General features: G+C 69.2%; 23 protein-coding genes and 3 pseudogenes. 13 read left to right on the plus strand and 13 right to left on the minus strand.

Annotation, left to right across the window (positions count from 1 at the left end; all coding sequences use genetic code 11):
* Positions 1 to 14: 14 nt before the first annotated feature.
* A pseudogene (locus tag ABD357_RS28125) lies at positions 15 to 724 on the minus strand (FadR/GntR family transcriptional regulator).
* Between the two features lie 127 nt (positions 725 to 851).
* Here ABD357_RS28125 and ABD357_RS28130 point away from each other — a divergent pair.
* Positions 852 to 3,068, plus strand: coding sequence for an alpha-L-fucosidase (locus ABD357_RS28130; RefSeq protein WP_344393806.1), 2,217 nt, complete (start codon positions 852 to 854; stop codon positions 3,066 to 3,068).
* Between the two features lie 169 nt (positions 3,069 to 3,237).
* On the opposite strand, the gene ABD357_RS28135 is transcribed toward ABD357_RS28130, so the two are convergent.
* Complete coding sequence (locus tag ABD357_RS28135) at positions 3,238 to 3,543, minus strand: IclR family transcriptional regulator domain-containing protein (RefSeq protein ID WP_344393807.1); 306 nt, start codon at positions 3,541 to 3,543, stop codon at positions 3,238 to 3,240.
* Between the two features lie 235 nt (positions 3,544 to 3,778).
* Here ABD357_RS28135 and ABD357_RS28140 point away from each other — a divergent pair, with 235 nt between their 5' ends.
* Entirely contained in the window at positions 3,779 to 5,260 is a 1,482-nt protein-coding gene (locus ABD357_RS28140; protein ID WP_344393808.1) for an aldehyde dehydrogenase family protein, read from the plus strand.
* 167 nt (positions 5,261 to 5,427) lie between these two features.
* Here the strand turns inward: ABD357_RS28140 and ABD357_RS28145 are convergent, their stop codons facing one another.
* Positions 5,428 to 5,880 (minus strand): flavodoxin family protein, encoded by a 453-nt coding sequence (locus ABD357_RS28145; RefSeq protein WP_344393809.1) that lies wholly within the window; start codon positions 5,878 to 5,880, stop codon positions 5,428 to 5,430.
* A 49-nt stretch (positions 5,881 to 5,929) separates the two neighbouring features.
* Here ABD357_RS28145 and ABD357_RS28150 point away from each other — a divergent pair, with 49 nt between their 5' ends.
* The 3 genes from ABD357_RS28150 (at position 5,930) to ABD357_RS28160 (ending at position 8,135) form a co-directional block, all read left to right on the plus strand.
* Positions 5,930 to 6,679, plus strand: coding sequence for a class I SAM-dependent methyltransferase (locus ABD357_RS28150; protein ID WP_425585038.1), 750 nt, complete (start codon positions 5,930 to 5,932; stop codon positions 6,677 to 6,679).
* Between the two features lie 434 nt (positions 6,680 to 7,113).
* Positions 7,114 to 7,998 (plus strand): LacI family DNA-binding transcriptional regulator, encoded by an 885-nt coding sequence (locus ABD357_RS28155; protein WP_344393811.1) that lies wholly within the window; start codon positions 7,114 to 7,116, stop codon positions 7,996 to 7,998.
* Positions 7,995 to 8,135 (plus strand): hypothetical protein, encoded by a 141-nt coding sequence (locus ABD357_RS28160; protein WP_344393812.1) that lies wholly within the window; start codon positions 7,995 to 7,997, stop codon positions 8,133 to 8,135. The genes ABD357_RS28155 and ABD357_RS28160 overlap by 4 nt, the downstream gene beginning before the upstream one ends.
* Positions 8,136 to 8,290: 155 nt before the next feature.
* On the opposite strand, the pseudogene ABD357_RS28165 reads toward ABD357_RS28160, so the two are convergent.
* A pseudogene (locus ABD357_RS28165) lies at positions 8,291 to 8,557 on the minus strand (transposase); the annotation flags it as partial.
* 121 nt (positions 8,558 to 8,678) lie between these two features.
* Here ABD357_RS28165 and ABD357_RS28170 point away from each other — a divergent pair.
* A complete protein-coding gene (locus ABD357_RS28170; RefSeq protein WP_344393813.1) occupies positions 8,679 to 8,954 on the plus strand; it encodes a hypothetical protein in 276 nt (91 codons plus the stop codon).
* A gap of 422 nt (positions 8,955 to 9,376) precedes the next feature.
* Here ABD357_RS28170 and ABD357_RS28175 read toward each other — a convergent pair whose 3' ends face one another.
* Complete coding sequence (locus ABD357_RS28175; RefSeq protein WP_344393814.1) at positions 9,377 to 9,745, minus strand: hypothetical protein; 369 nt, start codon at positions 9,743 to 9,745, stop codon at positions 9,377 to 9,379.
* An 821-nt stretch (positions 9,746 to 10,566) separates the two neighbouring features.
* On the opposite strand from ABD357_RS28175, the gene ABD357_RS28180 reads away from it, so the two are divergent.
* The gene (locus ABD357_RS28180) at positions 10,567 to 10,731 is read left to right on the plus strand and encodes a hypothetical protein (protein WP_344393815.1); all 165 of its coding nucleotides are present in this window, start codon (positions 10,567 to 10,569) and stop codon (positions 10,729 to 10,731) included.
* A 208-nt stretch (positions 10,732 to 10,939) separates the two neighbouring features.
* On the opposite strand, the gene ABD357_RS28185 is transcribed toward ABD357_RS28180, so the two are convergent.
* Complete coding sequence (locus ABD357_RS28185) at positions 10,940 to 11,461, minus strand: nitroreductase family deazaflavin-dependent oxidoreductase (RefSeq protein ID WP_344393816.1); 522 nt, start codon at positions 11,459 to 11,461, stop codon at positions 10,940 to 10,942.
* Between the two features lie 169 nt (positions 11,462 to 11,630).
* On the opposite strand from ABD357_RS28185, the gene ABD357_RS28190 reads away from it, so the two are divergent.
* The 4 genes from ABD357_RS28190 to ABD357_RS28205 all read left to right on the plus strand — a co-directional run bounded on the left by ABD357_RS28190 (position 11,631) and on the right by ABD357_RS28205 (position 14,631).
* Positions 11,631 to 12,695 (plus strand): PP2C family protein-serine/threonine phosphatase, encoded by a 1,065-nt coding sequence (locus ABD357_RS28190; RefSeq protein ID WP_344393817.1) that lies wholly within the window; start codon positions 11,631 to 11,633, stop codon positions 12,693 to 12,695.
* 57 nt (positions 12,696 to 12,752) lie between these two features.
* On the plus strand, positions 12,753 to 13,289 hold the full coding sequence (locus ABD357_RS28195; RefSeq protein ID WP_344393818.1) for a MarR family winged helix-turn-helix transcriptional regulator: 537 nt from the start codon (positions 12,753 to 12,755) through the stop codon (positions 13,287 to 13,289).
* A gap of 283 nt (positions 13,290 to 13,572) precedes the next feature.
* A complete protein-coding gene (locus tag ABD357_RS28200) occupies positions 13,573 to 13,740 on the plus strand; it encodes a hypothetical protein (RefSeq protein WP_344393819.1) in 168 nt (55 codons plus the stop codon).
* 141 nt (positions 13,741 to 13,881) lie between these two features.
* Positions 13,882 to 14,631 carry a hypothetical protein gene (locus tag ABD357_RS28205; RefSeq protein WP_344393820.1) on the plus strand — a complete coding sequence of 250 codons (750 nt, stop codon included), beginning with the start codon at positions 13,882 to 13,884 and terminating at the stop codon, positions 14,629 to 14,631.
* 74 nt (positions 14,632 to 14,705) lie between these two features.
* Here ABD357_RS28205 and ABD357_RS28210 read toward each other — a convergent pair.
* From ABD357_RS28210 to ABD357_RS28235, 6 genes and pseudogenes are all read right to left on the minus strand, one after another.
* Positions 14,706 to 15,072, minus strand: a pseudogene (locus ABD357_RS28210) (chloride channel protein); the annotation flags it as partial.
* 827 nt (positions 15,073 to 15,899) lie between these two features.
* The gene (locus ABD357_RS28215) at positions 15,900 to 16,211 is read right to left on the minus strand and encodes a PRC-barrel domain-containing protein (RefSeq protein ID WP_344393821.1); all 312 of its coding nucleotides are present in this window, start codon (positions 16,209 to 16,211) and stop codon (positions 15,900 to 15,902) included.
* Positions 16,198 to 16,587 (minus strand): hypothetical protein, encoded by a 390-nt coding sequence (locus ABD357_RS28220; RefSeq protein ID WP_344393822.1) that lies wholly within the window; start codon positions 16,585 to 16,587, stop codon positions 16,198 to 16,200. Before ABD357_RS28220 ends, ABD357_RS28215 begins: the two co-directional genes overlap by 14 nt.
* Positions 16,584 to 17,813 carry an NRAMP family divalent metal transporter gene (locus tag ABD357_RS28225; RefSeq protein WP_344393823.1) on the minus strand — a complete coding sequence of 410 codons (1,230 nt, stop codon included), beginning with the start codon at positions 17,811 to 17,813 and terminating at the stop codon, positions 16,584 to 16,586. The genes ABD357_RS28220 and ABD357_RS28225 overlap by 4 nt, the downstream gene beginning before the upstream one ends.
* Positions 17,810 to 18,211 (minus strand): hypothetical protein, encoded by a 402-nt coding sequence (locus tag ABD357_RS28230; RefSeq protein WP_344393824.1) that lies wholly within the window; start codon positions 18,209 to 18,211, stop codon positions 17,810 to 17,812. The genes ABD357_RS28225 and ABD357_RS28230 overlap by 4 nt, the downstream gene beginning before the upstream one ends.
* Positions 18,212 to 18,773: 562 nt before the next feature.
* Positions 18,774 to 19,343, minus strand: coding sequence for a TetR/AcrR family transcriptional regulator (locus ABD357_RS28235; RefSeq protein WP_344393825.1), 570 nt, complete (start codon positions 19,341 to 19,343; stop codon positions 18,774 to 18,776).
* 550 nt (positions 19,344 to 19,893) lie between these two features.
* On the opposite strand from ABD357_RS28235, the gene ABD357_RS28240 reads away from it, so the two are divergent.
* The gene (locus tag ABD357_RS28240; RefSeq protein ID WP_344393826.1) at positions 19,894 to 20,370 is read left to right on the plus strand and encodes an SRPBCC family protein; all 477 of its coding nucleotides are present in this window, start codon (positions 19,894 to 19,896) and stop codon (positions 20,368 to 20,370) included.
* A 177-nt stretch (positions 20,371 to 20,547) separates the two neighbouring features.
* Complete coding sequence (locus tag ABD357_RS28245; protein WP_344393827.1) at positions 20,548 to 21,369, plus strand: SDR family oxidoreductase; 822 nt, start codon at positions 20,548 to 20,550, stop codon at positions 21,367 to 21,369.
* A gap of 212 nt (positions 21,370 to 21,581) precedes the next feature.
* On the opposite strand, the gene ABD357_RS28250 is transcribed toward ABD357_RS28245, so the two are convergent.
* Positions 21,582 to 22,748 carry a magnesium and cobalt transport protein CorA gene (locus ABD357_RS28250; protein WP_344393828.1) on the minus strand — a complete coding sequence of 389 codons (1,167 nt, stop codon included), beginning with the start codon at positions 22,746 to 22,748 and terminating at the stop codon, positions 21,582 to 21,584.
* Positions 22,749 to 22,880: the final 132 nt, after the last annotated feature.

Consider the following 22,880-nt stretch of genomic DNA (forward strand, 5'->3'; position numbering starts at 1 on the left):
GTGCCGAACGACGTTCACGCCCGGGACGAATCGCCCCCGGAGTCGTCGACGTGCTCTCGTAGCCACTGCTCGGTGTTGCTGACGTGCAGCAGCGCGGCGGCGTGGCTGAGCGGAGCGTCGCGGCGGGCCAGGGCCGTGAAGATCGCCTCGTGTTCCGCGAGGTCCGCCCCGCCGCCCGGTCGTCGACCAGGCCGCGCCAGATGCGGGCCCGCAGGGTACGGCCCGAGACGCCCTCCAGGAGGGTGACCAGTGGATCGTTGCCCGTGGCGGCGACGACGGCGCGGTGGAACGCCGCGTCGTGCGCGTTGAGCCGCTCGACGTCGTCGCGTGCCTCCCGCATGGCGTCCAGGTGCCGCTTCACCTCGGCCAGGCCCTCCTCGGAGATCCGGGTGGCGGCCAGTGCGGTGGCGGCGGGTTCGAGCAGCCGCCTGACCTCCATCAGGTCCAGCAGAGCGCCCGAGTCGCTCTGGAGCAGGTCCACCGCACCGCCAAGACCCTCCAGCAGCAGACTCGGCTGCAGGCTGGTCACATAGGTGCCGTCGCCCCGTCTGATCTCCAGCACCCGGGCGACGGCCAGCGCCTTGACCGCCTCCCGCGCCAGGTTGCGGGACAGCCCCAGCTGGGCGGCCAGGTCCGGTTCCGGAGGCAGCTTGGAGCCGGGGGGCAGCGCGCCCGAGCGGATCAGCTCACGGAGCTGATCGATGGCCTTGTCCGTCAGAGACATGTGATGTCTGTCCCTGGATAAACAGTGCGGTTGAACAACAAAACGGTCAACTCCCCTGCTTTAGAAGGCGCATTCATCCCTTCACACCCGTTGACAGTAGCGGGTGGCATGCCTGACGTTCGTGCGTATGTCGCAATCGATCAGCAGGCGCAGACTATTGGCCGGCACCACGGCCGTCGTGGCGGCCGCGATGGCCACCGACGTGTTAGCAGCCGGGGGTGCCCTGGCCGCTCCGAGGACCTACGAACCCACCTGGGACTCCGTGAACCGACACCCCGCCGCCCCCGAGTGGTTCCGGGACGCCAAGTTCGGCATCTACTTCCACTGGGGCGCCTTCAGCGTGCCCGCGTACGACAACGAGTGGTACCCGCGCCAGATGTACGAGAGCGGCCACAAGGCGAACCAGCACCACGTCGCCACGTACGGCAGCCCGTCCGCGTGGCCGTACCACAACTTCGTCAACGGGGCGGACGACCTGGCGGGCAACCACAAGGAGTTCGCGCCGAAACTCAGGTCGGAGGGCGGCGACTTCGACCCTGACGAGTGGGCCCAGCTGTTCGTCGACGCCGGCGCGAAGTACGCCGGGCCGGTCGCCGAGCACCACGACGGCTACTCGATGTGGGACAGCCAGGTCAACGAGTGGAACTCCGTGGACAAGGGCCCGCGGCTGAACCTGCTGAAGATGTTCACCGACGCCATCCGCGCCAGGAACCTGAAGCTGCTGGTGGCGATGCACCACGCGTACAACTTCACCGGCTACTTCGAGTACGCGCCGGCACAGTCGGACCCGAGCCTGAAGAAGTTCTACGGGCAGCTCAGTCCGGAGCAGGAGAACCAGCTCTGGTACGACAAGCTCAAGGAGGTCGTCGACCGGGCCAGGCCGGACATCCTGTGGCAGGACTTCAACCTGACCGAGGTCGACGAGCGGCAGCGGCTGAACTTCCTGGCGTACTACTACAACCAGGCCGACAAGTGGGGCAAGGAAGTCGTCGCCACCTACAAGGACGGCTTCAACAACCACGGCCAGGTCTTCGACTACGAGCGGGGCGGCCCGGCCGACCTCACCGCGCCCTACTGGCTGACCGACGACAGCATCTCCAGCTCCAGCTGGTGCTACACCGAGGGCATCGGCTACTACACGCTCCCGCAGATGCTGCACTCGTTCATCGACCGGGTCAGCAAGAACGGCAACATGCTGCTCAACATCGCCCCGAAGGCCGACGGCACCATCCCGCAGGGCCAGCGCGACCTCCTGCTCGGCATCGGCGACTACCTCAAGCGCTTCGGCGAGTCGATCTACAGCACCCGGGCCTGGACCTCGTACGGCGAGGGCCCGACGAAGATGGGCGGCGGCTCCTTCACCAGACCCACGGCCGGCACCGCGCAGGACATACGGTTCACCCGCGACAAGGCGGGCACCGTCCTGTACGCCACGGTTCTGGGCTGGCCCGGGAGTTCGCTGACGGTCACCACGCTCAGCTCCGACCGGATCGATCTGGAAGCGTTGTCCTCGGTGAAGCTGCTCGGCCCGACGGCCGGCGAGTACATCGACCTCGACACCCCGGCCCAGGACGCGACCGGGCTGAAGGTGACCCTTCCGCCGACGGCGCCGTTCGACGCCCCCGCGTACGTCCTGAAGCTCCGCTTCTCCGGCCGGATTCCCGTACTGCGGCCCCTCACCGGCGCCCTGCTCTTCAAGGACGCCCACTACCGAGGCGACAGCGCCGTACTCGCTCTCGGCAGCTACACCGCCGAACAGCTGACCCTCGCCGGAATGCCGCCGCGCACCCTCTCCTCACTCAAGCCGGCTCCGGGGTACCGGATCGTCGGCTACTCCGGCGACGACTTCACCGGTACGTCGTGGACCTTCACTGCCGACAGCGCCGACATCCGGAAGAAGATCACCTCACTGAAGGTCATCCTCAACCCGTCGGCCTGGTTCAGGATCACCAACGTCACCAACGGCCTGGCCCTGGACAGCGGCGGCGACGTCTCCAGCGGCTCCGACCTCAAACAGCGGACCTGGGACGGTGAGGCCGACCTGCAGTGGCACGCGGTCGACCTCGGCAACGGCTACTACAGGCTGGAGAACCGCACCAACGGCATGGTCGCCGACGGATGGGGCGCCACCGGCAACGGCGCCACCGTCCGACAACAGGACTGGAACGGCCACACCGACCAGCAGTGGCTGCTCACCCACCGCGGTGACGGCAGGTACTCCATCGCCAACCGCACCACGGGACTCGTCCTGGACAGCGGCGGCGACGTCTCCTCCGGCTCAGCCGCCAAGCAGTGGACGTGGGGCACCAGCACCAACCTGCTGTGGACGTTCACCGCCGTCTGAACCATGGACCGGTCCTCACGAGGCCGCCTGTCCTGCCGACCGCGACGGATGTCCCGGACCGACCGGGACAAAAGTCGCCGTCAGGTGCCGTCATCGGAAGGATCCTTCGAGCCCGGGAGCGTTCCTACGCTCAGGGAGTCGGCGTACCGGCTCCCAGCGCAGGAGGTCATCATGACGCACACCGGACGGACGTCCGTTCAGGCGTCGGCTTCTCAGCCGTGAGCCTCTCGGGCGCGAGCCTCTCAGGTGTGCGGTACCGCGGCGATGCGGGCGAAATCCGCGTGATGTCTCCGGCGGTCTGCAGCAACAGTGGCAAATGCCCCTCGACGAGCCGCTCGACCGACGTCTCGGCGGCGTGGGCGTTGACATTGAGAGCGGCGATGACCTGGCCGGAGCCGTCCCGCAGCGGGGCCGCGACCGAGCGGATGCCGGGCGCCAGCTGTTCGTCGGTCAGTGCCCATCCGCGGGCCCGCACCTCCCGCAGGACCGCCTCGCGTTCCTGCGGGCCGGGCTGCCAGCACGGCGTCAGCCCGAGCGCGACGGCTGCGCGAGCACCTTCTCCAGTTCGCCGGCCGGCAAGGACGCGAGGAGGACTTTGCCCAGGGAGGTCGGCAGTGCCGGGATACGCGTGCCGATCTGCACCGACAGGGTTACATATCTGTCCGCTGACCGAATTGACCTCCCTCACTCTTGAGCCCTTGGAGAGCCGCATGTCCGCGAAACTCGGAACAGACCCGGAGGAGACCCGGGCGGAAGCCGTCCGCACCGGACTGCTCATCGATGGCAAGACCGTCGAGACCGACGAGTGGACGGCCGTCCACGACCCCGCCGCCCCCGACCGGATCGTCGGCCACGCCGCCGCCGCGACCCCCGACCAGTCCCGCGCGGCGGTGGCAGCGGCGGACGCTGCGTTCCCCGGCTGGGCCGCGATGCCCGCCCGCCGGCGAGCGGAGATCATCGGCGAGGCGCTCACCCTGCTCGAGGACAGCGCGGCCGAGCGAGCGGCCCTGATGACCCGGGAAAACGGCAAGATCTCCTTCGAGAGCCAGATCGAGATGGGCGTCTTCGTCGCCCGCACCCGGGCGGCGATCGACTTGGTCGACAACCTCGACCAGGTACGGAGCCTCGACGGCCCGCCGCTGACCTCGCACATCCACCGGCTCCCCATGGGCGTGGTCACCGTCATCGTGCCGTTCAACTGGCCGATCGCGATCCTGGGAGCGAGCCTGCCGTACGCGCTGCTCGCCGGGAACACGGCCGTGGTCAAGCCCCCGCCCACCGTGCCGCTGTCCATGGTGCGCACCCTGGAACTGTTCGCGGCGGGACTTCCCGCCGGCGTACTGAACGTGGTGACCGGCAGCAACGACGCGGTCTCCCCGCTGCTCACCGACCCCCGCGTCCGGAAGATCGTGTTCACCGGCAGCACGGCCGCCGGCAAGAACATCATGGCCGCCGCCGCGCAGAACCTCGCCTCGGTGACCCTCGAACTCGGCGGCAACGACCCCGCGATCGTCATGGACGACGCCGTACTCGACGAGGAGCACCTGGGACGGCTCGTCACGGGCGCGTTCCTGACGAGCGGCCAGGTCTGCATGGCCGTCAAACGGGTGTACGTCCACCGCTCCCGTTACGGCGAACTCGTCGACGAACTCACCTCCGCCCTCGACACCCAGCGCGTGGGCCCGGGCGCCGACCCTGCCTCGACCATGGGCCCGCTCAACAGCGCTGCCCAGCGCGACAAAGTGAACGCCATGCTGGCCGAGGCGGCCCGCGCCGGAGCCGAGATCCGCGAACTGGGCACTCTGGCCCCCGCCGCCGCCTCCTCAGGAGGACACTTCCTGCTCCCCGCCCTCGTCCTCGATCCCGACCCCGGCCTGAGGATCGTCACCGAGGAACAGTTCGGCCCCGCCCTGCCGATCCTGCCCTTCGACGACGTCGACTCCGTACTGGACCAGGTCAACAACGACTGGTCGGGCCTGTGCTCCTCGGTCTGGAGCGCCGATCCCACCCGCGCGGCGGCCCTCGCGGCGCGGCTGCGCACCGGCACCACCTGGATCAACCACGCCAACGCCGTGGCCTGCGACGACCGAGCCCCCTTCGGGGGCTTCCGCCAGAGCGGCATCGGACGCGAGATGGGCCCGGACGGCCTGCTCTCCTTCACGGAACCGCACACCATCACAACGCAGGGATAGAAGCAGGTATGTACGGACCGCAGGGATAGAAGCAGATGCGGCTGGACCCCGCCCGCGTCCCCGGGGCGGGGTCCAGCCGTAATCCGGCTCTACGTCCTCTACGTTGTCACGCGAGCGGCACGGACACCGCATCGTAGGCCTGACTCTCCCGGCAAAAGAACCTGCCGTCAGTCCGTCAACCCCGCCGCGACCGTCGCCCCCAGCTCCCAGCACGCCTCGATGTCGGCCTTGCCCGGCTCGCCGGTGACGGTCACCGGCTCGGCCGCGCGGCGCCAGCCGAGGCCCGTCGTGATCGACTCGATCCCGCGCAGGGCGCCTGTCACGTCGCTTCCGCCGTGGACGTAGAAGCCGAAGGGGCGGCCTCGTGTCGCGTCCAGGCAGGGGTAATAGACCTGGTCGAAGAAATGTTTGAGGGCGCCGGACATGTAGCCGAGGTTCGCCGGAGTGCCGAGCAGATAGCCGTCCGCGGCCAGTACGTCCGACGCAGTCGCGGACAGTGCGGCGAGTCGTACGACCCGTACGCCCTCGATCTCCGGGTCCGTCGCGCCGGACACGACGGCTTCGAACATCGCCTGGCAGTTCGGCGAAGGCGTGTGATGCACGATCAGCAAGGTGGCCACGTCCCGAACCGTAACGCCGACCGGGCGGCGTTGTCGGCAGCGCCCGGGGATGCGACGATGCCCGGCACTGCACACGGCAACGGGAGGGCGTGTCTTGGCCGGCGGGGATCAGGGGCGGCGGGCGGCGGCGGTCTTCGACGTACTCGGGCCCGTGTACGAGAAGGCGTTCGCCCATTCCGAGGCGCACTTGGCGTCACTGGAGTGGCTGCTCGGGAGGCTTGCGCCCGGCAGCCGGGTGCTGGATGTCGGCAGCGGAACGGGGCGTCCCACTGCCTCGACGCTCGCCGCGGCGGGCCACGAAGTACTGGGGATCGACGTCTCCCCCGTCATGGTGGAACTCGCCACCCGGCAGGTGCCCGACGCCACGTTCCGCCGCGCCGACATCGCTGAAGTCCCCCTCGGGGACGGCTCGTTCGACGCGGTCTGCGTGTACTTCTCGCTGCTGCAGATGTCCCGCGAGCAGCAGTCGGACCTGATACGGCGACTGGCACGGGGCCTGCGGCCGGGAGGCAGTCTGGTACTCGCCACCGTGCCCGCCGACGTGGAGGACGTCGAGGTCGTGTTCATGGGTCAGCCCGTCCGTGCGACGAGCTTCGCCACCGAGGACCTCGTCTCCCTCGTGAACAGGGCAGGTCTCGCGGTGGAGTCCGAGCACCACACGATGTTCACCCCGGCCCACGCCGACGCCGTCGCCGAACCCCATGTCTTCCTGTACTGCATGCGGGAGGAGACGCGGCCACCCGCCCGACGTGACCGATCAAGGCGGGGAGGCCAGGGGTTGCCCGGGTGTGTTGGGTAGCGGCGTCGGCTGGGACCTTCCCCCGCCTCCGTGGTTCTTGGGCAAGTCCATCACCGAGCGAGCGCTTGCGCGGGGGTGGGACGTCACCACTGTCAACCGTGGGCGATCCGGCCCTGACGCCGAGGGCGTACAGCCGGTGCATGGTGACCGTACGGTCCGCGAGGATCTGGATCGGCTCGCCGGGCACGGTCCGTGGGACGCGGTGATCGATACGTCTAGCTCTGAACTCGCGCCGCGTGACGTCCTGTTGGCCAGCCGCGCATCCACCGCGTTGCCGAACGGTTTGCCGGATTCCCCGTCGGCTGCCAGGAACATCCGCGCCGCCTGCCAGCGTGCCCGCCACTGCTGCTCGCTCAGCCCGGCCGCCTCCAGGTGGTGGCGGGTGTTCGCCAGGCGCTTGCCGCCGCGCACCCGACCGCAGACCTGGGGTGAACGTGGCAACGATTCAGGACGTGGCGAAGGCCGCCGGTGTCTCGGCGATGACCGTCTCGAACGTCATCAACGACCATCCCAATGTGCGTACAGCGACCCGGGAGAAGGTCCTCGCCGCGATGGCCCGGCTCGACTACCGGGTCAACGTGGCGGCCCGCAATCTGCGCAAGGGCCGCACCGGAACCATCGGTCTCGCCGTCCCCGCAGTGAACGGCTACTACGGCCGACTGGCCACCGCCGTCATCGCCGCGGCCGAGCGGCACAGCCTCCGGGTGAGCATCGAGCAGACCGGAGCCTCGCGCGAGAACGAGCTGGACGTGCTGTCCATGTCGCGCAACCGGCTCTACGACGGGCTCATCCTCAGCACAGTGGGAATGGGCTCGGCCGACGTCGAACTGCTCAAGGTGGATTACCCGGTGGTCATCCTCGGCGAACGGATCTTCGGCGGTCCCGTGGACCACGTCGCCATGCCCAATGCCGAGGCGTCGCACGCGGCCACCCGCCATCTGATCGAACGCGGCTGCCGGCGCATCGCCCTGGTGTGCGGGCCGCTGACGGACGAAGTCGACGTGTCCAGCCTCCGCTTCACGGGCTGTCGGCAGGCGCTGCTGAGCGCAGGTCTGCCCCAGGACCCCGAACTCGTGCAGAGCGTGGAGAGCTTGACCATGCGCTCGGGCGTGCTGCGCGCCCGGCAGATGGTGGAGAGCGGGCTCGACTTCGACGGTGTCTTCTGCGTGACCGACACCGTGGCCGTAGGCGTGCTGCGCGGTCTGGCCGACGCCAGCGTGCCTGTGCCGGAGCGGGTCAAGGTGATCGGCTCGACAACATCGAGGAGAGCGAGTTCCTCATCCCCTCGCTGTCCACCATCGATCCGGACCACGACATGATGGCGCGGCGAGCGGTCGACCTTCTGGCCGGCCGGATCGAACGAAGCGAACGGAACGGACGGCCCGAACATGCGGCGGACGGGGAGGAGTTCGTCAGCTCCTACTCCGTGGTGATCCGGGAGTCGGCCGGCGGCTGAGCCGGCCACATGCCTCACAGACCCATCGCCTTCCGCACGCTGCCGGTCCGCGGGCACGCGCGTTTTCCGTCTCCGGGGCGTGGTTCCGGTACGCCGTCCCGGGGCGGCCCACCTCAGGAGGAGGCGCCCACACGTTGCCCCCCTGACACGGCGAGGCGTTCCGAGCTCAGCGAGTCCGCAACCTCACGGCACAGCGTCTCGTACCCGAGCTGGTCACGGTGTTTGAGATACAGCAGCCGCAGCAGCGTCTCCACCGGAACCGACGGCCGCCCCAGCCGGTCGGCGAACACTTCCCGCCACGGGGTGATGAATCGCTCGTCGTCCAGGTACGCATCGATCTGGGCCAGCTCGACCGGTAGCTGCCGCGCTCGCTCCGGCAGCACTTCCCACGAGGTGTCCTGCACTACCGCGACACGCAACACCGCCGCCACCCCCGGCTGCCGACGACCCAGCTCAACTGTCGCGGCCACCGACAGCCCGGACCAGCTCTCCCCACAGGTCAACCCAGCGGCACTTACGACTTCTTCAGGGGCAAGTAGCTACATGGACGCTCGGCGCCGGCCCGACCTCGGCGTCCTGCACGCCCCCGACTGCGAGGAGGCCCCGCAGGGGCGCATCGGCAGTGAACTCAACAAGGTCGCCGCCAACATCGCCACCGGCCGCAACAAGGCCGGCGTGCACTGGCGTTCCGACTACACCGAGGCGGTCCGGCTGGGCGAGGAGGTTGCCATCGGCGTGCTGCGCGAGGCCAAGGAGTCGACCCTGGAGGACGCCGTCTTCACCCTCAGCCGCTTCGACGGCACCACCATGACCGTCTGACCTCTCGGCCGACCCGTCGGCCGCCCCGCGTTCGGCGAGTGTGGCTGGGCGTCGACCTGGCGCCGGGGTCCGTACTCGGCATAAGGAGGTACGGGCGGGGTTGCGGGAAAAATCATTGCACTAGGTAAATTTTGCATAGGCGATGCGTGTTGAATTCCCTGCTTCGCCTCTCCGCCATCGACCAGACCACCGCGTCGAAGCGCGCACAGCAGATCAGGGTCCGCCACGGCCGAAGATGACGACTGACGAGCGCCGAGGTCCGACCTGTGAGGTTCATCCTGGGCGGCAGAATGAGGCGGTTCTGTTTGAGCGGCTGTCACCCCGCCGGGGACCGGGTGTGTCGGCTGCCGTCAGACTCGTGCGGCACGAGTCCGCGACGGTGATCGGGCGTGAGGAAATGGGCTCCCTCCTCGGCGCCGTTCTCACAACAGGTTCTCGATCCGGCGAAGTTCCTGGCGCGCGGTGTCCGGCTCGGCGCGCTCGCGGTCCAGGACCAGCAGGAGGAAGAGCCCCTCGTGGGTCCGGCGGGTCAGCGGGCGGAGGAGGTGGTACTCGCCGTCGAGGGTGATCAGGATGTCCTCGAGCTGTTCCGGCTTGCGGCCGATCAGGTTCAGGGCGGAGAGGTGGGCGCGTACGACGTCGGTGGCGCCGTGGGCCACCCGGTCCAGGTCGAGATCCTTCCGGTGGCTCAGGGCGCCGAGTGGCATGCGGCTGATGTAGTCGACGACGGCGGCCCCGAGCGCTCCGTCGAGGAGCATCGACCGGTTGAGCGCGACCTCGATGGCTGACACGGCCGGGCCCCCTCTTGGCGTACGGCGATCTTCCGTGCCGACCAGGCTTCCCGGCGCTCCAGCCCCGGACGACGTCCTCTTCGCGGACGCCTGCGGCGGGGCACCTTTGCATCGTGCCATGGTTCGCGGCTGTCGGCTCCATCAACGCGGCGGTTGGGCTGTGGACTGCTGGCGGGCGTTCCCTGGCCGCCTGGCCCTTGGGTGGTCACGGTCCCCTCTTCCTCTCCTGTTCACCGGTTGTGGACAGAGCCCGCCTCACCCCTGAATATTCTGCGCGGCTCCGCGGTCGGCGGGGTGCCGACGGCCTGTTTCGACCCGTACCGCAGAGTTGGAGCAGGTTCTGTTCTGCGATCCGTATCCTCTGTCAGCCCGTGCGCATTGAGTCTCCGGACTGGCTGCGAGGTCAGGCAGTGACAGAGTTGTGGAGGGGCCCGCCGACGGCCGGTGCCGTCCTGTGCCGCATTACCTTGCCGCTTCCCTCCTTGGCGCCGGACGGCAATCGGCCGTCGGCTCCCCCCGACCCGATCATTGCATGATGCAAAATGAGATCGCCAGTCTTTCGGCCGCTTTCCGCGACGTCTCGGGCGGCGGGCGCGTGCCGCGGTGGCTGTCTGTGTATGTCGCGCCGGGGGCAGGGCCACAAGCCTTGCGAGGACTTGACGACTCCGCCGGTGAGGTGCCCTTCGCGATCAGTTTTGACGAGGTCGGCCGCATGCTGGTGGCCGGGGCGAAGGACTCGACGGTCAGTACGTACCACGGCCGCGCTGACAGTCGGCTCAAGGCCGCGCAGCGGCCGGTCGGCGAATGGCTGGGACCCCAGAGTGTCGGCTGGAGCGTGCTGGCGACTCCTTCTACAGCGGCACACCGGCAATTCCACCGTCACCGGCTACCGCACCGGCCGGTACGGCCGGCTCGCACTCACCAACGACATCGGTGTCGCCACGCCTCCATCGACCAACTCCCAGGGTGCATCGACCTGGTGGTGACTGAGGGCGAGAGGTTCCTGTACCTGCAGAGCTCCGTTTCCGGCACGTACGGTCGACGGCTTCCGCATCGGCCGGAACGGTTCGCTCGTCAAGGTCGCCACCGCCATCGGACTGCCCACCTTCGCCGGATCGGGCATGGAGGGCATCGCCGCGGTGTTAGGGAAAGCGGCCACCGCGGCCCGGCGCTCCGGACGTATCGTCCGGGGCGTCACGCGAGTCCGTGTCCGGGGCGGCGGCTTCCGCAGGTGTCGTCGAGCCGAACGAAGGGGACGGCACGCCCCGCCTTGCGGAACGACGCCTCACTGCCGTCCGCAGGAAGGCCCATGAACGCGCACAGGCGGCGGGCCGTGCGGGGGTGCCGCCGGGCGTATTCGGCCATCATCTCGGCGCCTTCGTCGGGTGTGAGGAAGCGGGCGGTGACGGCGTGAAGGCGGTTGCCGCACTGAATGAGAGTCTTCGGCTGCCGACGCAGGTTCTGGTACCAGTTGGCCTTCGCTCCGAAGCCGGAGGCGACGGTCCAGCTCGCATCGGCCGGGTCGTGGGACACCACTTCCAGGATCACCCGGCGGTCGCGGCCGCTGAAGCGGCCGACGTGGTGCAGCAGGAGCAGCCGTTTCCCGAAGAGCGGCCCCAGCCTCACGCGGAAGAGCAGGATCGGCAGCCGCACGGCCAGGCGCCGCCACCCGGTGGGGAGTTGGGGACGGCGAGGTGCAGCGTCGCCGTGTGCCATGGTCACCTTCCGTATATCGGGAATGTCGGCTCGCGGACTCGATTGGGTAAAGGACCCGGGTCGGGGGCCTCCTCACCCAGGCAACCTTTGCATAGTCTAAAGGTGGGGGAGGCGCGCCTGCGGAGGAAAGGGGCGGCTCTCAAGCGCCTCGACACCGCTGGAGTACGTGATGACCGACCAGAAGCCGCCATCGAGCTTGACGGTGCTGTCCTGGATGCCGGTGGTGGTGATGGCGGTGGTGGCGTTCGCGGATGTCGTGGCCGGGCCGGGGGTGGGGTTCCTTCCGCTCGTGTCGCTCGGGCCCGCGTTCTCCGGGCTGGTCGGGGGGTGGCGTCGTACGGCGGTGTTCGGGCTTGTGGCGCTGGTGCTGTGCGTGGCACTCGGGCTGTACGACGGGCTGTTCGAGGAGCGACGGGGGTTCACGGCGCTGGCGTCGGTGGCCGGCGTGACGGGGGTGGGCCTCGCGGCGGCCGTGATGCGCTCGCGGCGCGAGGGGGAGCTGGCCAGTGTCCGGTCGATCGCGGAGGTGGCCCAGCGGGTGCTGCTGCGGCCGGTGCCGCTGACGGCGGGGCCGCTGCAGGCGGCGGTGTCGTACACCTCGGCCGTCGCGGAGGCGCGCATCGGCGGTGATCTGTACGAGGTGGTCGCCTCGCCGCACGGCATCCGGGTGATCGTGGGCGATGTGCAGGGCAAGGGCCTGGCCGCCGTGGAGACGGCGGCCGTCGTCCTCGGCGCCTTTCGGGAGGCGGCGCACGACGAGCCGGACCTGGCGGGGCTCGGTGAGCGCCTGGAGCGGAGCGTGGCCCGGGAGTTGGAGGGCGAGAAGTTCGTCACCGCGATCCTCGCCGAGATCGGCGCACACCACGAGGCCGTCTTCCTCAACTACGGCCATCCGGCCCCGATGGTCGTACGCCGTAACGGCACCGTCGACTTCCCGCAGCCGCCGGCCTACGCCCTTCCGCTGGGGCTGGGCGCCCACGGGAGCGAGGGTCCGAAGCCCTATCGGGTGGACTTCGCCCCCGGTGAGCAGCTCCTGCTGTACACCGACGGCGTCACCGAGGCCCGCGACGAGGACGGCCGCTTCTATCCGGTCGGCGAGCGCGCGCACCTGCTGAAGGATCCTGACGCGCACCGCGCCATGGAGGCCCTGCGCGCGGACCTTGCCCAGCATGCCGCTGGGCCGCCTCACGACGACGCCGCGATGCTCCTGCTCCGGTACCACGGTCATGGGTAAGGAAATCTGTTCCCATCGCGTGAATGAGCAGCGGCTTCGGCACGATAGAAAGGACGTATGCCGGAGCGCGAGACCCCCGCGGGGGCGATGGAAGATGTTGACGTGGTGACCCGTGCGGTACTGACGGCGTCACGGCTGCTGGTGGCGGTCTCCGCTCGCTCCCTCGCCGAGGTCGAGGAGAGAGTCACGCTCCCGCAGTTCAGGATGCTGGTGGTGCTGTCCACACGCGGGGCCACCAAGCTGGTCGCGCTCGCCGACCTTCTCCAGGTGGCGCCGTCCACCGCGATGCGGATGGTCGACCGGCTGATCGCGACCGGACTCGCGGACCGGCACCTCAATCCCGGCAACCGCCGCGAGACCCTCCTGCAGCTCACCGCGGAGGGGCGCCGCACGGTCGAGGACGTCACCGCCCGGCGCCGCGCCGAGATCGCCACGATCGTCGAACGGCTCACCCCTACGCAGCGGCTGGCCCTCATCGAGGCCCTCAACGCCTTCAACGAGGCCGGGGGAGAGCCCCTCGCGAAGACGCTGGACGACGCGGAACCGCACCCGTTGGGCTGGGCGGTGGACGTCCCGGTGGCCCGTGACACCTGACCACCCCCCGGCACTCCCTGGACGACATCTGTTCCTGTCGCCGTGAGCACGGCATCCACGGTCGGGCACGCCTGACCGCGCGAGCCGACTGGCTACCGGACGCTGCGGCTGTCCGGGTGCCAAGGATGCCGTCTGTTGCCCGAATCTGGCAGCGTCCGTCTGCCGGAGCGGGATCTTCCGCCTGCCGCCGGGCTGCGCGAGGGCAACGGCGCACACAGAGGAGGAGTGGCGCAAGGACCGGGTGCAGCGGTCCGGACTGCCTCGCGCCAACCGTGTCCATTTCATGCGGGGCTGGGCACTGTGTGTGCTGGCGCTGCTGCTCGCGGCCGCGACCTGGGTGCCCGGTCCGACCAAGGTGGCCTTCGCCGCCGTGGGTGTCGTCTTCGTCGCGATCTTCCCGGTCATCGGCACGTCGGCCTCCCTTCTCCGCGCCGGGGCACGTTTTGCATAATGCAAGGGAGCCGCCAGGCGCGGCCGCGCTGCCGGAGCCGACAATGTGGGCAGCGTGTGCGCGTCCGGCAAGGGCAGTGCGGGCCGTCCGACTGCCACACCAGGCTGCCGGATGTGGAAGAACGCTTGGAGGGGGACGCGCATGGGCCGAAGACGTCGCGCCCGGCCCATGCCGGAACCGCACCTGATGGCGCATCTGCGGAGCACGGTGTGGGGGCCCGCCGAATTCGTCGGCCTGCCACCGTGGTGGCTGGCAGCTGAAGGGCTCCTGGTCGGATGCGTGGGAGTGGGGGCGATCGTCGGGGCTACTGTCGTCGGCGCCTGGTACGGGATTCCAGGGCTGGCGGACGGCGAGGGCGGCCTGGTGTGTGCCGTCGCGCTCGTTCTGTACCTCTGCGTGATGCGGGCCGGACGCGCGCTGGTCGGCATCGTCGCCCTGCTCGGGGTCTGCCTCGCGCTTCAGGCGCCCCAGGCGGCCGTGGGCCTGGTTCTGGCGGAGCGGGGGCGAGTTGAGTCCGCAGTGGTGACGTCGGTCGAGGGCGGGCCGGGAGCCTTCTCCGGCCGCGGGCGCTACCTCTGCTCGGTGGCCGACAGTGACGGCGTACCGCTGAACGTCCGCATCTGGCGCGGCTGCGATCAGGCCACCCGACCCGGCGACGAGCTCGCCGTCGTGTACGACGCGAAGGGGCGCGTGCCGCCGCGCGGCGTGGAGGCCGGAACATACCGGTCGGCCGCCCTGCGAGGCCTGGGCGGCTGGGCCGTCACGCTCGTCACCGCGTGTGTGGTCGCGGTCGTGCGCTCCTATCGGCTCTCCCGCACCGCATCCGGCCCTCCTGCCTGGCAGGACTCCGCGGCGGGAACGGACAGGGCGGCTCAGCCGCCGCCTTGCTGATCATTCGGCGGTCGGGCTGGGCGTGAGTGCCGGGGAAGTGGTGTTGACGTCCACTTCCGGGCGCGGGGTGTGGGTTGCACGATCGGCCCCTCGCGGCCGGCCGAGCTGCCGCCGATGGTCAGGGTGCAGGCGAGCGTCTTGACGACCGCCACCTTGGGGCTGATCCGCCCGCCTCGCTGGGCGACGGCCGCCATCACTTCGGGAACGCCAGGTCCGCGGGCCTCCTTGGCGAACCGACTCACCAGCGGCCCGTACAGCAGGCCGCCCAGCACAGGGGCGCGCAGCGCGAAGTACGGGCCCAGCCACGGCATGCGGATTGTCCGAGTAGGGGATGCCGCGCAGTCCGTATGGCCGGAGAAGAGGCGTGAAGGTCTGGATGCACCAGCGGAAGACCAACGAGCCCGCGCCGGTCCTGGCGCCGACGGCCACGGCGAGGGCCATCAGCGCCCACGTCGTGGTGTGCATACCCGCGAGCCGAGTTTTGCATAATGCAAAAAGGTCGGGACTGGGTCCCTGGGGATTGCCCGCGGCCCTGGGAGGCGAGTGGGGAAGGGCGGCTCCCGTGGTTGTACACCAGCCTTTCGGCGGTAGTGGTCGCCAGGTGGCGGTCAGGGGCAAGGTGGTGGGCGTGGCGCATAGCGTGGCGGACGTTCTGGCGGTTGTGCGCCGGCTGGGCATCGCTTTGGGACATGAGGAGGCGGGTGTCACGCCTCTGATCGAATGGCGGGGCGGAGGAGCGGATGCCTGGCCGTAGCCGCGCCGTGGCTCCTCCGCCGGACCCACGGCACGGCCTGGCGAGCGGGAGGTACACGATGAGGGCTACCGTCCGTGTCTCCGGCATCGATCAGGTCTCTGTGTCGAAGCCCATGAGGATCACCCCATGAGGTCCGGACGGGTCCACCGTCCCGGGGCGAAGGCGCCCGCCGGGCCGACGGCCGGAGCCGATCGTCGGCTGCGGCTCAGGAGGCTGGAAGCGACCGGACAGAATACGGCGCGGCAAGCGGGCTCGGCCCGGCGAACAGCCGGTCTGGGCCCGTGTTCCGGCGGGCCGGACGGCCGGGCTCGCGTCGTGCCCGGTATCTGGTGGCCGTAGGGGCCGGGGCCCGCCGCCACTTGGTAGTAGCGCTCGACCAGCAGGCGGTGCGCGTCCCGCACCTACCGGTCCCGGTCCCGTTCGTCGCGGCGGTGTCGCAGCACGCACCAGGTCAGCAGGCCCAGGAGGGCGAGGTACTCCAGCCACGCGAAGAAGACCGCCAGCCCTTCTGTCGTCATGGGGAAACGTCCTTTCCCTGTGCGTGGACGACCAGGCGCCGCCGCTCCAGGGAGACAACCTGCGTCCAGGGGATCCACCGCGTACGGCGGACAAGCCACCTGGCCACCACCGCCAGGAGCCAGGGGCCGCTGACGTCGTGATCCGCGTAGCCGAAGCGGTAGGCCAACGCGGACGGTCCGACCACGACGGCGTCGATGTGCCACGCGGCGTCGGGCGAAGGGCGGGCGAGGCGGATGTCATGCACGGTGCCGAGTCGGCAGCCGCCTGTGTCCACCGCCTCGGCGCCGAGGAGATCAGTCGCTTTCACGCATGCCGCCCGGGAGTCGCGAGATGAGATGGCGGCGCAGCCACCGCTCGGGAGCCGTCAACTGCGGAAACGCGGCGGCAGGGGACGCCAGGCGCACCACGGTGCCGATGTGGTCGATAGCGGCCAGTGGTACCACGATGGGGCCCTGGCGGCCGGACAGCCGTTCGGCGAGACGGGTCCACCAGCGCCCCAGCCGGCCTCCCAACCGCGCCCCGAAAGCCTGCTGACCGATGAGCACGGCCGCCAGAACAGGGGGACCGCTATCATCATCACCTGTGCTGAAGAGCAGATCGTCGACCTTGCCCAGGGGGACCCCCCGGCTGTCGAGGACCTGCCGGTCGAGGAGTCGCAGTCCGGCGTCCAGAAACTCGGTCATAGTCCTGCCTTGGTCGCGATCAGAAGGGGCACGGCGGCCAGCGCCCCGGCCATCACGATGACGAGGTAGACGACGCCGACGGCGTTGGCCAGACGCCCGTTGACCCGTTCACCCATGTACCGGCGGTCATTGGAGATCACCAGGATGGGCAGATATGTCACCGGCAGCACCGCGGCCCCCAGGTAGACGGCGTAGATGGTGACGGTGACCGGGTTGATCGTGGTCAGAGCCACGGCCACCGCGGCGAGCAGGGTGATCATCAACAGCGTGTGGAAGCGGCTGGCGTCGGCCGGACGGGCTGTCTTGCCCCAGGTCCATCCGAAGTGGTGGGCAACGGTGTAGCTGGAGGACAGCAGGGTCTCGAGGGTGGATCCGAAGACGGCCGCGACAATGCCCAGGATGGCCAGTGCGAACCCGACCTTGCCGAGGGCCAGGACGACCGGCAGCACCGTCTGGCTCAGATGCTCGACCTGAATGCCGGCGGGCTGCAGCACCTCGTAGGCAACGACCTGGATGCCGATGGCAAGGATGCCCCCGATCGGGTAGCCGACCCAGCAGTTCATCCTGACCTCGCCCAGATTGCGGGCACGCCAGCGGTGCTCGACAGCCGCCGACGAGAAGAAGAACACCTCATACGGCGTCATCTGCGCACCCAGCATCACGAGTGCGTAGAAGAAGTACGTCGCCAGGCCCTCGCCGTGCGGCAGGCTCGGATGCGTGACGTCGTGGACCATCCGGTCCCAGTCGGGGCCGAGCTGCCAGACGGCCACGACGAACACGAACAACGCCATCCCCGCGAGCCCGTAGAAGCGTTCCATCAACTCGAACGGCACCCGCCAGATCACCAGCCAGGCGAGAAACGCCACCGGCGGCACCCACAGCAGGTAGTGCACGTCGGTGAGCAGTTCGATGGCCAGGGCGATGCCGCACAGTTCCGCCACCAGGGCGATCGCGTTGACCAGGTAGGAGGCCGCCACCGCGGCCAGCCCCGTCCGGGCGCCCATCCGTTCGCGGATCAGGTCGAAGACGGTCCGCCGGGTCACCACCGCGACCCGGCCGGCCATCTCCGAGTACAAGGCCACACCGATGACCGCGACGACCGTGACCCACACCAGAGCGAGCCCGAACCGGGCGCCGATCAGAGCATCAGTGACCAGATCGCCGATGTCGATGAACCCGCCGATCGCCGTGAAAACTCCCAGAGCCAGGCTGAGGACCTTCTTCACGTCGCCCTCAGTCTCTGGAGCCGCTGCAGCTGACCGGCCAGCCGGGGCAGCGGCTCAGCCAACGCGGTGAGCTCATCGAAGTGGCCGTCGCGGGCAGCGATCCGCAAGTCGCCCAGCGCCGTGCGGCATTCCTCCAGCAGGGACGCCACCTCGCTGCGCAATACCGTGCTCCTTGTGGTCGGAGGCTGCACAGAACCGAACTGTGTGGCAACGGAGGCAAGCGATGTCTCCGCGTCCGACAAGGCCCGGGCTGTATAAGGGCCAAGGGCCTTGCCCTCGTCGACTGCCTCTACCACGAGCCTGGCCGTCTGCACGGAGGAGCGCGCCGCCTCGGCGGCATTGGCGACCTTCTCCTGGTAGTCCGTCTCCGACCACGAACCGCCCACGCAGGCGGTCATGGCCATGAGCAGAATCAAGCCGAAGGACGTCCACCGCACCTTGCGGACAGGACACCGCCGAACCGTCCGCATCATCACGTCACTGGGCGCATCCGCCACGCGGTCACGTCGTTGGGGAGGCATACGCCGGTGACCTTAACCCTCGACGTTCAGCCGCGTGACGCGCCTCGCCGGGGACCATGATCTCCGCCAGGAGTGTCACCAGGTAGATGGTGCCGGGCGCGGTGAGCGGCCGGCACGGTACTCAGGGAAGGAACCCGGGTATACGTAGCCGCTTCCCCAGAAGGGGACGTAGCCGTAGTGAGGCCCGCTGGTTCTGCCTTTGGGGCGGTCGTCAGCCCGAGGGTCCGACGTGGCAGAGGGTGGTGCCCAGGCGGCCTGGGCGCCGATGCCGACGAGATCGCAAGCTCCTTCGCTTGCGGCATGCTCGGTAACACTCTTACGGCCATCGGGCTTTCCCCGAACACCGAGAAGTAAGGGCATGTGGTCAGGCGAGCTGTTCTGACTGCCGGCATCAACTCGGGGAGCGCATCAGTGGCCGAGTCTTCTGGAAGGCGATGCGTCAGCGCATGCCTGCCGCATCGAGCAGGGCGGTCACAGTGGGCGCGATGAGCCCGGTCAGCTTGTCGGCTCCGATTCCCGCACGGGCGCTGGCGCCGTCGAAGACCAGGCTGAGCTGCCGGGCCAGCAGGTCGGGATCGCTCGCCCCACCCTGTTCGGCCTCGGAACGGAAAAACGCCGTCAGGTTCGCCTTGACCCGGTGGGCCACCCGGCTCGCAGGGTGGCGCTGATCCTTGAGCTCGATCTGAACGGCCAGGTACCGGCAGCCTCGGAACCCGGGCGTACCCGCCTGCAGTTCCACCTGCTCGAAGACGTGCAGGATCCGCTCGCGGGGTGAGCGGCCGTCGTCCGCCGCGGGCAGGAGGGTCGCCACGAAGGCAGAGGCGCGCTCCTCCAGGCTCACTGCCAGCAGTTCGTCCTTGCTCTCGAACAGCTGGTACAGGGAGCGCTTCGACACCCCCGCCGCCTTGCACAGCGCCTCGACGCCGATGCCGACACCGTCTCGGTAGGTGAGCGTGGCCGCCGCCTCCAGCAGCCGCTCTCTGGTGCTTGGCTTCACTTCGGTGGTCATACTGTGAGGTTAACTCGATGCGGACGAAATGAAAACCGATCGGTTTTCCGGGTGTGCCGGGGTGGCTTCCGGCGTCGCGCGCAGTTGCACGCTCTCGGCTACACCCACAACGACATGGGCCCACTGCGCCTGCACCGCCCGCTGATCCGGGCGACCCGGGTAACCGATCGGTTTCCGCATGCAAGTCGTCGCGCCGAAGCCGCGGGCTCCGCGGCTGGATCGGACTGCGTGCTCGTGGTGTCCCTGGCGTGCCGCCGATGTCGCGGACCCGGGGGGCAGCCCGTGCGCGAGGGGGGCGATGGAGCGGGGGTCAGCGGTGGATGGAGCGGTTGATTTCGACGACTGCCTCCCCTGTGACGGGGCGGGGGAGGGCGGTCACCGCTGACGAAGCGGGCGCCGGGACGGCTCACCACCGGCGGGCGTCGCGCACTCCGCTGCGGAGCCCTGGAACTGAGCGCCCGCAATGAATGATCAGCGCCAGTACGCAGGCCTTTTAGACCACTGTGACCGGGTACCCGACGGCATGCAGAACGACAGCGAGGAGGAAACGATGAGCACGGTGAAGGAAGCAGTGGACGTCGAGGTCCCTGTGCACACCGCCTACAACCAGTGGACGCAGTTCGAGGAGTTCCCGAAATTCATGGAGGGCGTCGAGGAGGTGCGGCAGCTCGACGCACGGCACAACCACTGGACCACCAAGATCGGCGGAGTGCGGCGCGAGTTCGACACCGAGATCGTCGACCAGATGCCGGACGACCGGATCACCTGGCGGGTCACCGGCGGCGAGCCCCGGCAGCGAGGATCGGTCAGGTTCGAGCGGCTGGACGACACCCACACCCGGGTGGAGCTCACGATGGACGTCGAGCCTTCCGGTGTGGCCGAGAAGGGCGCGGACATGCTCGGCGTCATCGACCGCCGGGTCAAGGGTGATCTGCACCGCTTCAAGGACTACATCGAACAGCGCGGGGGAGAGACGGGTGCCTGGCGGGGACGCGTGCGGCCCGGGGATCCAGGTTCGGCCTCCTGACAAGCAGAGACGCGAAGGGCTGGGCGGGCCCGTCGCCGAGGCGCCCAACAGGTCATCCGTGTACCTTCAGCACCCGTCGCCTTTGGGCCGATCGGCAGCGCCGCGACGGTACAGCCCGCCCTCGTTCCCCCGGCGGACGTCGACTGAGCAGTCAATCGTCAATCACGTGGAGCCGTAATGGAACCGCATGATGCCGCCTCAGGCCCTGAGACCGCCCGCGTGGCCCTGATCACCGGATCCGACTCCGGGATCGGCCGCGCGACCGCGGTTCGGCTGGCCGAGTCAGGCATGGACATCGGTGTCACCTGGCACCGCGACCAGGAAGGGGCACGGCAGACGGCGGACGAGGTACGCCGGACCGGGCGCCGTGCCGAGATCGTGCAGCTGGACCTCACCGGGCTTCCGGAGGCCGCGGACGTCATCGACCGGCTGACCGAGCGGCTCGGCAGGATCGACGTGCTGGTCAACAACTCGGGGATCGGCACCATGACGCCCTTCCTCGACCTGGACCTCAGTACCGTGCGCCAGGTCCTCGATGTGGATCTGGTGGGGCCTTTCCTGTGTGCTCAGCGCGCCGTCCGTCACATGATCGCCCAGGGTGACGGCGGCCGGATCATCAACGTGACCAGTGTCCATGAGCATCAGCCGCGCGTGGGCGCGGCGCCGTACTGCGCGGCCAAGGGCGGCCTCGGGCTGCTCACCCAGGTGATGGCGCTGGAACTGGCCGAGCACGGGATCACGGTCAACTCCGTCGCTCCCGGAGAGATCGCCACCCCGATGACCGGCCAGGAGGACACTGACGTCACCGCCGAACGACGACCCGGTGTGCCGCTGGGCCGCCCCGGCGACGCCCGTGAGGTTGCGGCCGTGATCGCCTTCCTCGCAGGCGAGGGCGCATCGTATGTCACGGGCGCCTCTTGGGCCGTGGACGGAGGGATGCTGCGGATGGGCCCGCAGGCCGGCAGCCATCTCCCCGACGACGGCTGGCGGCGCCTTTGAGCGCGCGCCGGCCAACATAGTTGTCGTCGCCCAGTCCGGCGTCATCCACAAGGATCTCCTCGATCTCACCACGCCCCCCCGTGCCCCCGCGCGCGAGGCGGTCCCCGCCGTATGAGCATCGGCGGGCGAGTCTGTTGTGACCCTGGCCCGCCGGCTCGGTCACTCGAGCCCGAGCGTCACTGAACCCGGGCAGCGGCTCTCACGGCGATTGCTCAGAGCCAGTCCCGCCGCTTGAAGATGACGTACAAACTGGTGCAAACAATCCCCATCAGGGCGATCGCGAAGGGGTACCCGAGCACCCAGTGCAATTCCGGCATGTGCGTGAAGTTCATGCCGTAGATCGTCCCGACCAGCGTCGGAGCGAACAGGATCGCCGCCCAAGAGGAAATCTTCTTGATCTCCTCGTTCTGTTCGAAGCCTGCCTCCGCCAACGCCCGCATCTCCGCGTTCTGTTGCTGCGTGACCAGCGTCGCGTTCACCGTGAGGATGTCGGTGAGGGCCTGGCGGAAGCCGTCGACGCGTTCGCTGGTGTGGGTGACGTGGTCCGCCACGTCCCTCAGGTAGCGCTGGAGTTCCTCGTCCGTGCCGTACTTCGCGAAGCCCGCCATCAGGCCGTGCAGCATGCCGACCAGGGGGCGGGTGGCGCGCTGGAACTCGACCATTTCGCGGGAGAGTTCGTAGATACGGCGGGAGACCTCGGGGTCGCCGCGGAAGACCTCGGTCTCGATCTCGTCGATGTCGTTCTGGACGCCGGAGACGACCGGTACGTAGCCGTCGACCACCGCGTCCAGGATCGCGTACAGGACTGCCTCGGGGCCCAGCTTCAGCAGCTCCGGGCTCTCCTCCATACGGCGGCGTACGGCCGAGAGGTCGGGTGCCGCGCCGTGCCGGACGGTGATCAGGAAGTCGGGGCCCACGAACACATGCAGCTCGCCGAAGTCGACTTCCTCGGGTGCGTCGAGGTAGCGGGCGGCGCGCAGGACCACGAAGAGGGTCTCGCCGTAGCGTTCCAGCTTGGGACGCTGATGGGCCTCCATCGCGTCCTCCACGGCAAGTGGGTGGAGGTCGAACTCGTCGGCCAACGACAGGATTTCGGCCTCCGTCGGACGGGCCAGCCCTATCCACGCCATACCGTCCTGCTGCTTGCGCAGCTCACGGAAGGTCTCGGCGAGCGACTCGGGTGTGGAGACGCGTACGCCGTCGCGATAGAGCGCTGCCTGGACGATGCTGCGCGATTCCGCCTCAGTCGTGGGCGAAGGAGCCGGACGGGGGTTCGGCGGCTCCGCGGACGGTGGTCCCGACGGGGTCATGCCGCGTCGCCACACCGACTTGCGGATGCTCTTCGCGGCGGGTAGGGGGCGGGCTCGGCGCTCCGGCATCGCGGCTGCCTCCCGAGTCGAGTCGAATGGCTGTCTCTGTTGTCACTGCTTACCCCACAGCCTGGCTCATCGCCGAGTCCGGCCTGTCACCGAGTCTGACTGATGCCGGGGAATTCCGAGTCGAAGCGCCCC

This window comes from Streptomyces vastus, from assembly GCF_039532825.1.
Taxonomy (GTDB): domain Bacteria; phylum Actinomycetota; class Actinomycetes; order Streptomycetales; family Streptomycetaceae; genus Streptomyces; species Streptomyces vastus.

Excerpts from the sequence above, each read along its gene's own strand:
- ABD357_RS28130 (WP_344393806.1), top strand. The coding sequence starts at position 852 with ATGTCGCAATCGATCAGCAGGCGCAGACTATTGGCCGGCACCACGGCC.
- ABD357_RS28140 (WP_344393808.1), top strand. The coding sequence starts at position 3,779 with ATGTCCGCGAAACTCGGAACAGACCCGGAGGAGACCCGGGCGGAAGCC.
- ABD357_RS28150 (WP_425585038.1), top strand. The coding sequence starts at position 5,930 with ATGCGACGATGCCCGGCACTGCACACGGCAACGGGAGGGCGTGTCTTG.
- ABD357_RS28160 (WP_344393812.1), top strand. The coding sequence starts at position 7,995 with ATGATGGCGCGGCGAGCGGTCGACCTTCTGGCCGGCCGGATCGAACGA.
- ABD357_RS28170 (WP_344393813.1), top strand. The coding sequence starts at position 8,679 with ATGGACGCTCGGCGCCGGCCCGACCTCGGCGTCCTGCACGCCCCCGAC.
- ABD357_RS28185 (WP_344393816.1), bottom strand. The coding sequence starts at position 11,461 with ATGGCACACGGCGACGCTGCACCTCGCCGTCCCCAACTCCCCACCGGG.
- ABD357_RS28190 (WP_344393817.1), top strand. The coding sequence starts at position 11,631 with ATGACCGACCAGAAGCCGCCATCGAGCTTGACGGTGCTGTCCTGGATG.
- ABD357_RS28195 (WP_344393818.1), top strand. The coding sequence starts at position 12,753 with ATGCCGGAGCGCGAGACCCCCGCGGGGGCGATGGAAGATGTTGACGTG.
- ABD357_RS28200 (WP_344393819.1), top strand. The coding sequence starts at position 13,573 with ATGCGGGGCTGGGCACTGTGTGTGCTGGCGCTGCTGCTCGCGGCCGCG.
- ABD357_RS28205 (WP_344393820.1), top strand. The coding sequence starts at position 13,882 with ATGGGCCGAAGACGTCGCGCCCGGCCCATGCCGGAACCGCACCTGATG.
- ABD357_RS28220 (WP_344393822.1), bottom strand. The coding sequence starts at position 16,587 with ATGACCGAGTTTCTGGACGCCGGACTGCGACTCCTCGACCGGCAGGTC.
- ABD357_RS28230 (WP_344393824.1), bottom strand. The coding sequence starts at position 18,211 with ATGACCGCCTGCGTGGGCGGTTCGTGGTCGGAGACGGACTACCAGGAG.
- ABD357_RS28235 (WP_344393825.1), bottom strand. The coding sequence starts at position 19,343 with ATGACCACCGAAGTGAAGCCAAGCACCAGAGAGCGGCTGCTGGAGGCG.
- ABD357_RS28240 (WP_344393826.1), top strand. The coding sequence starts at position 19,894 with ATGAGCACGGTGAAGGAAGCAGTGGACGTCGAGGTCCCTGTGCACACC.
- ABD357_RS28245 (WP_344393827.1), top strand. The coding sequence starts at position 20,548 with ATGGAACCGCATGATGCCGCCTCAGGCCCTGAGACCGCCCGCGTGGCC.
- ABD357_RS28250 (WP_344393828.1), bottom strand. The coding sequence starts at position 22,748 with ATGCCGGAGCGCCGAGCCCGCCCCCTACCCGCCGCGAAGAGCATCCGC.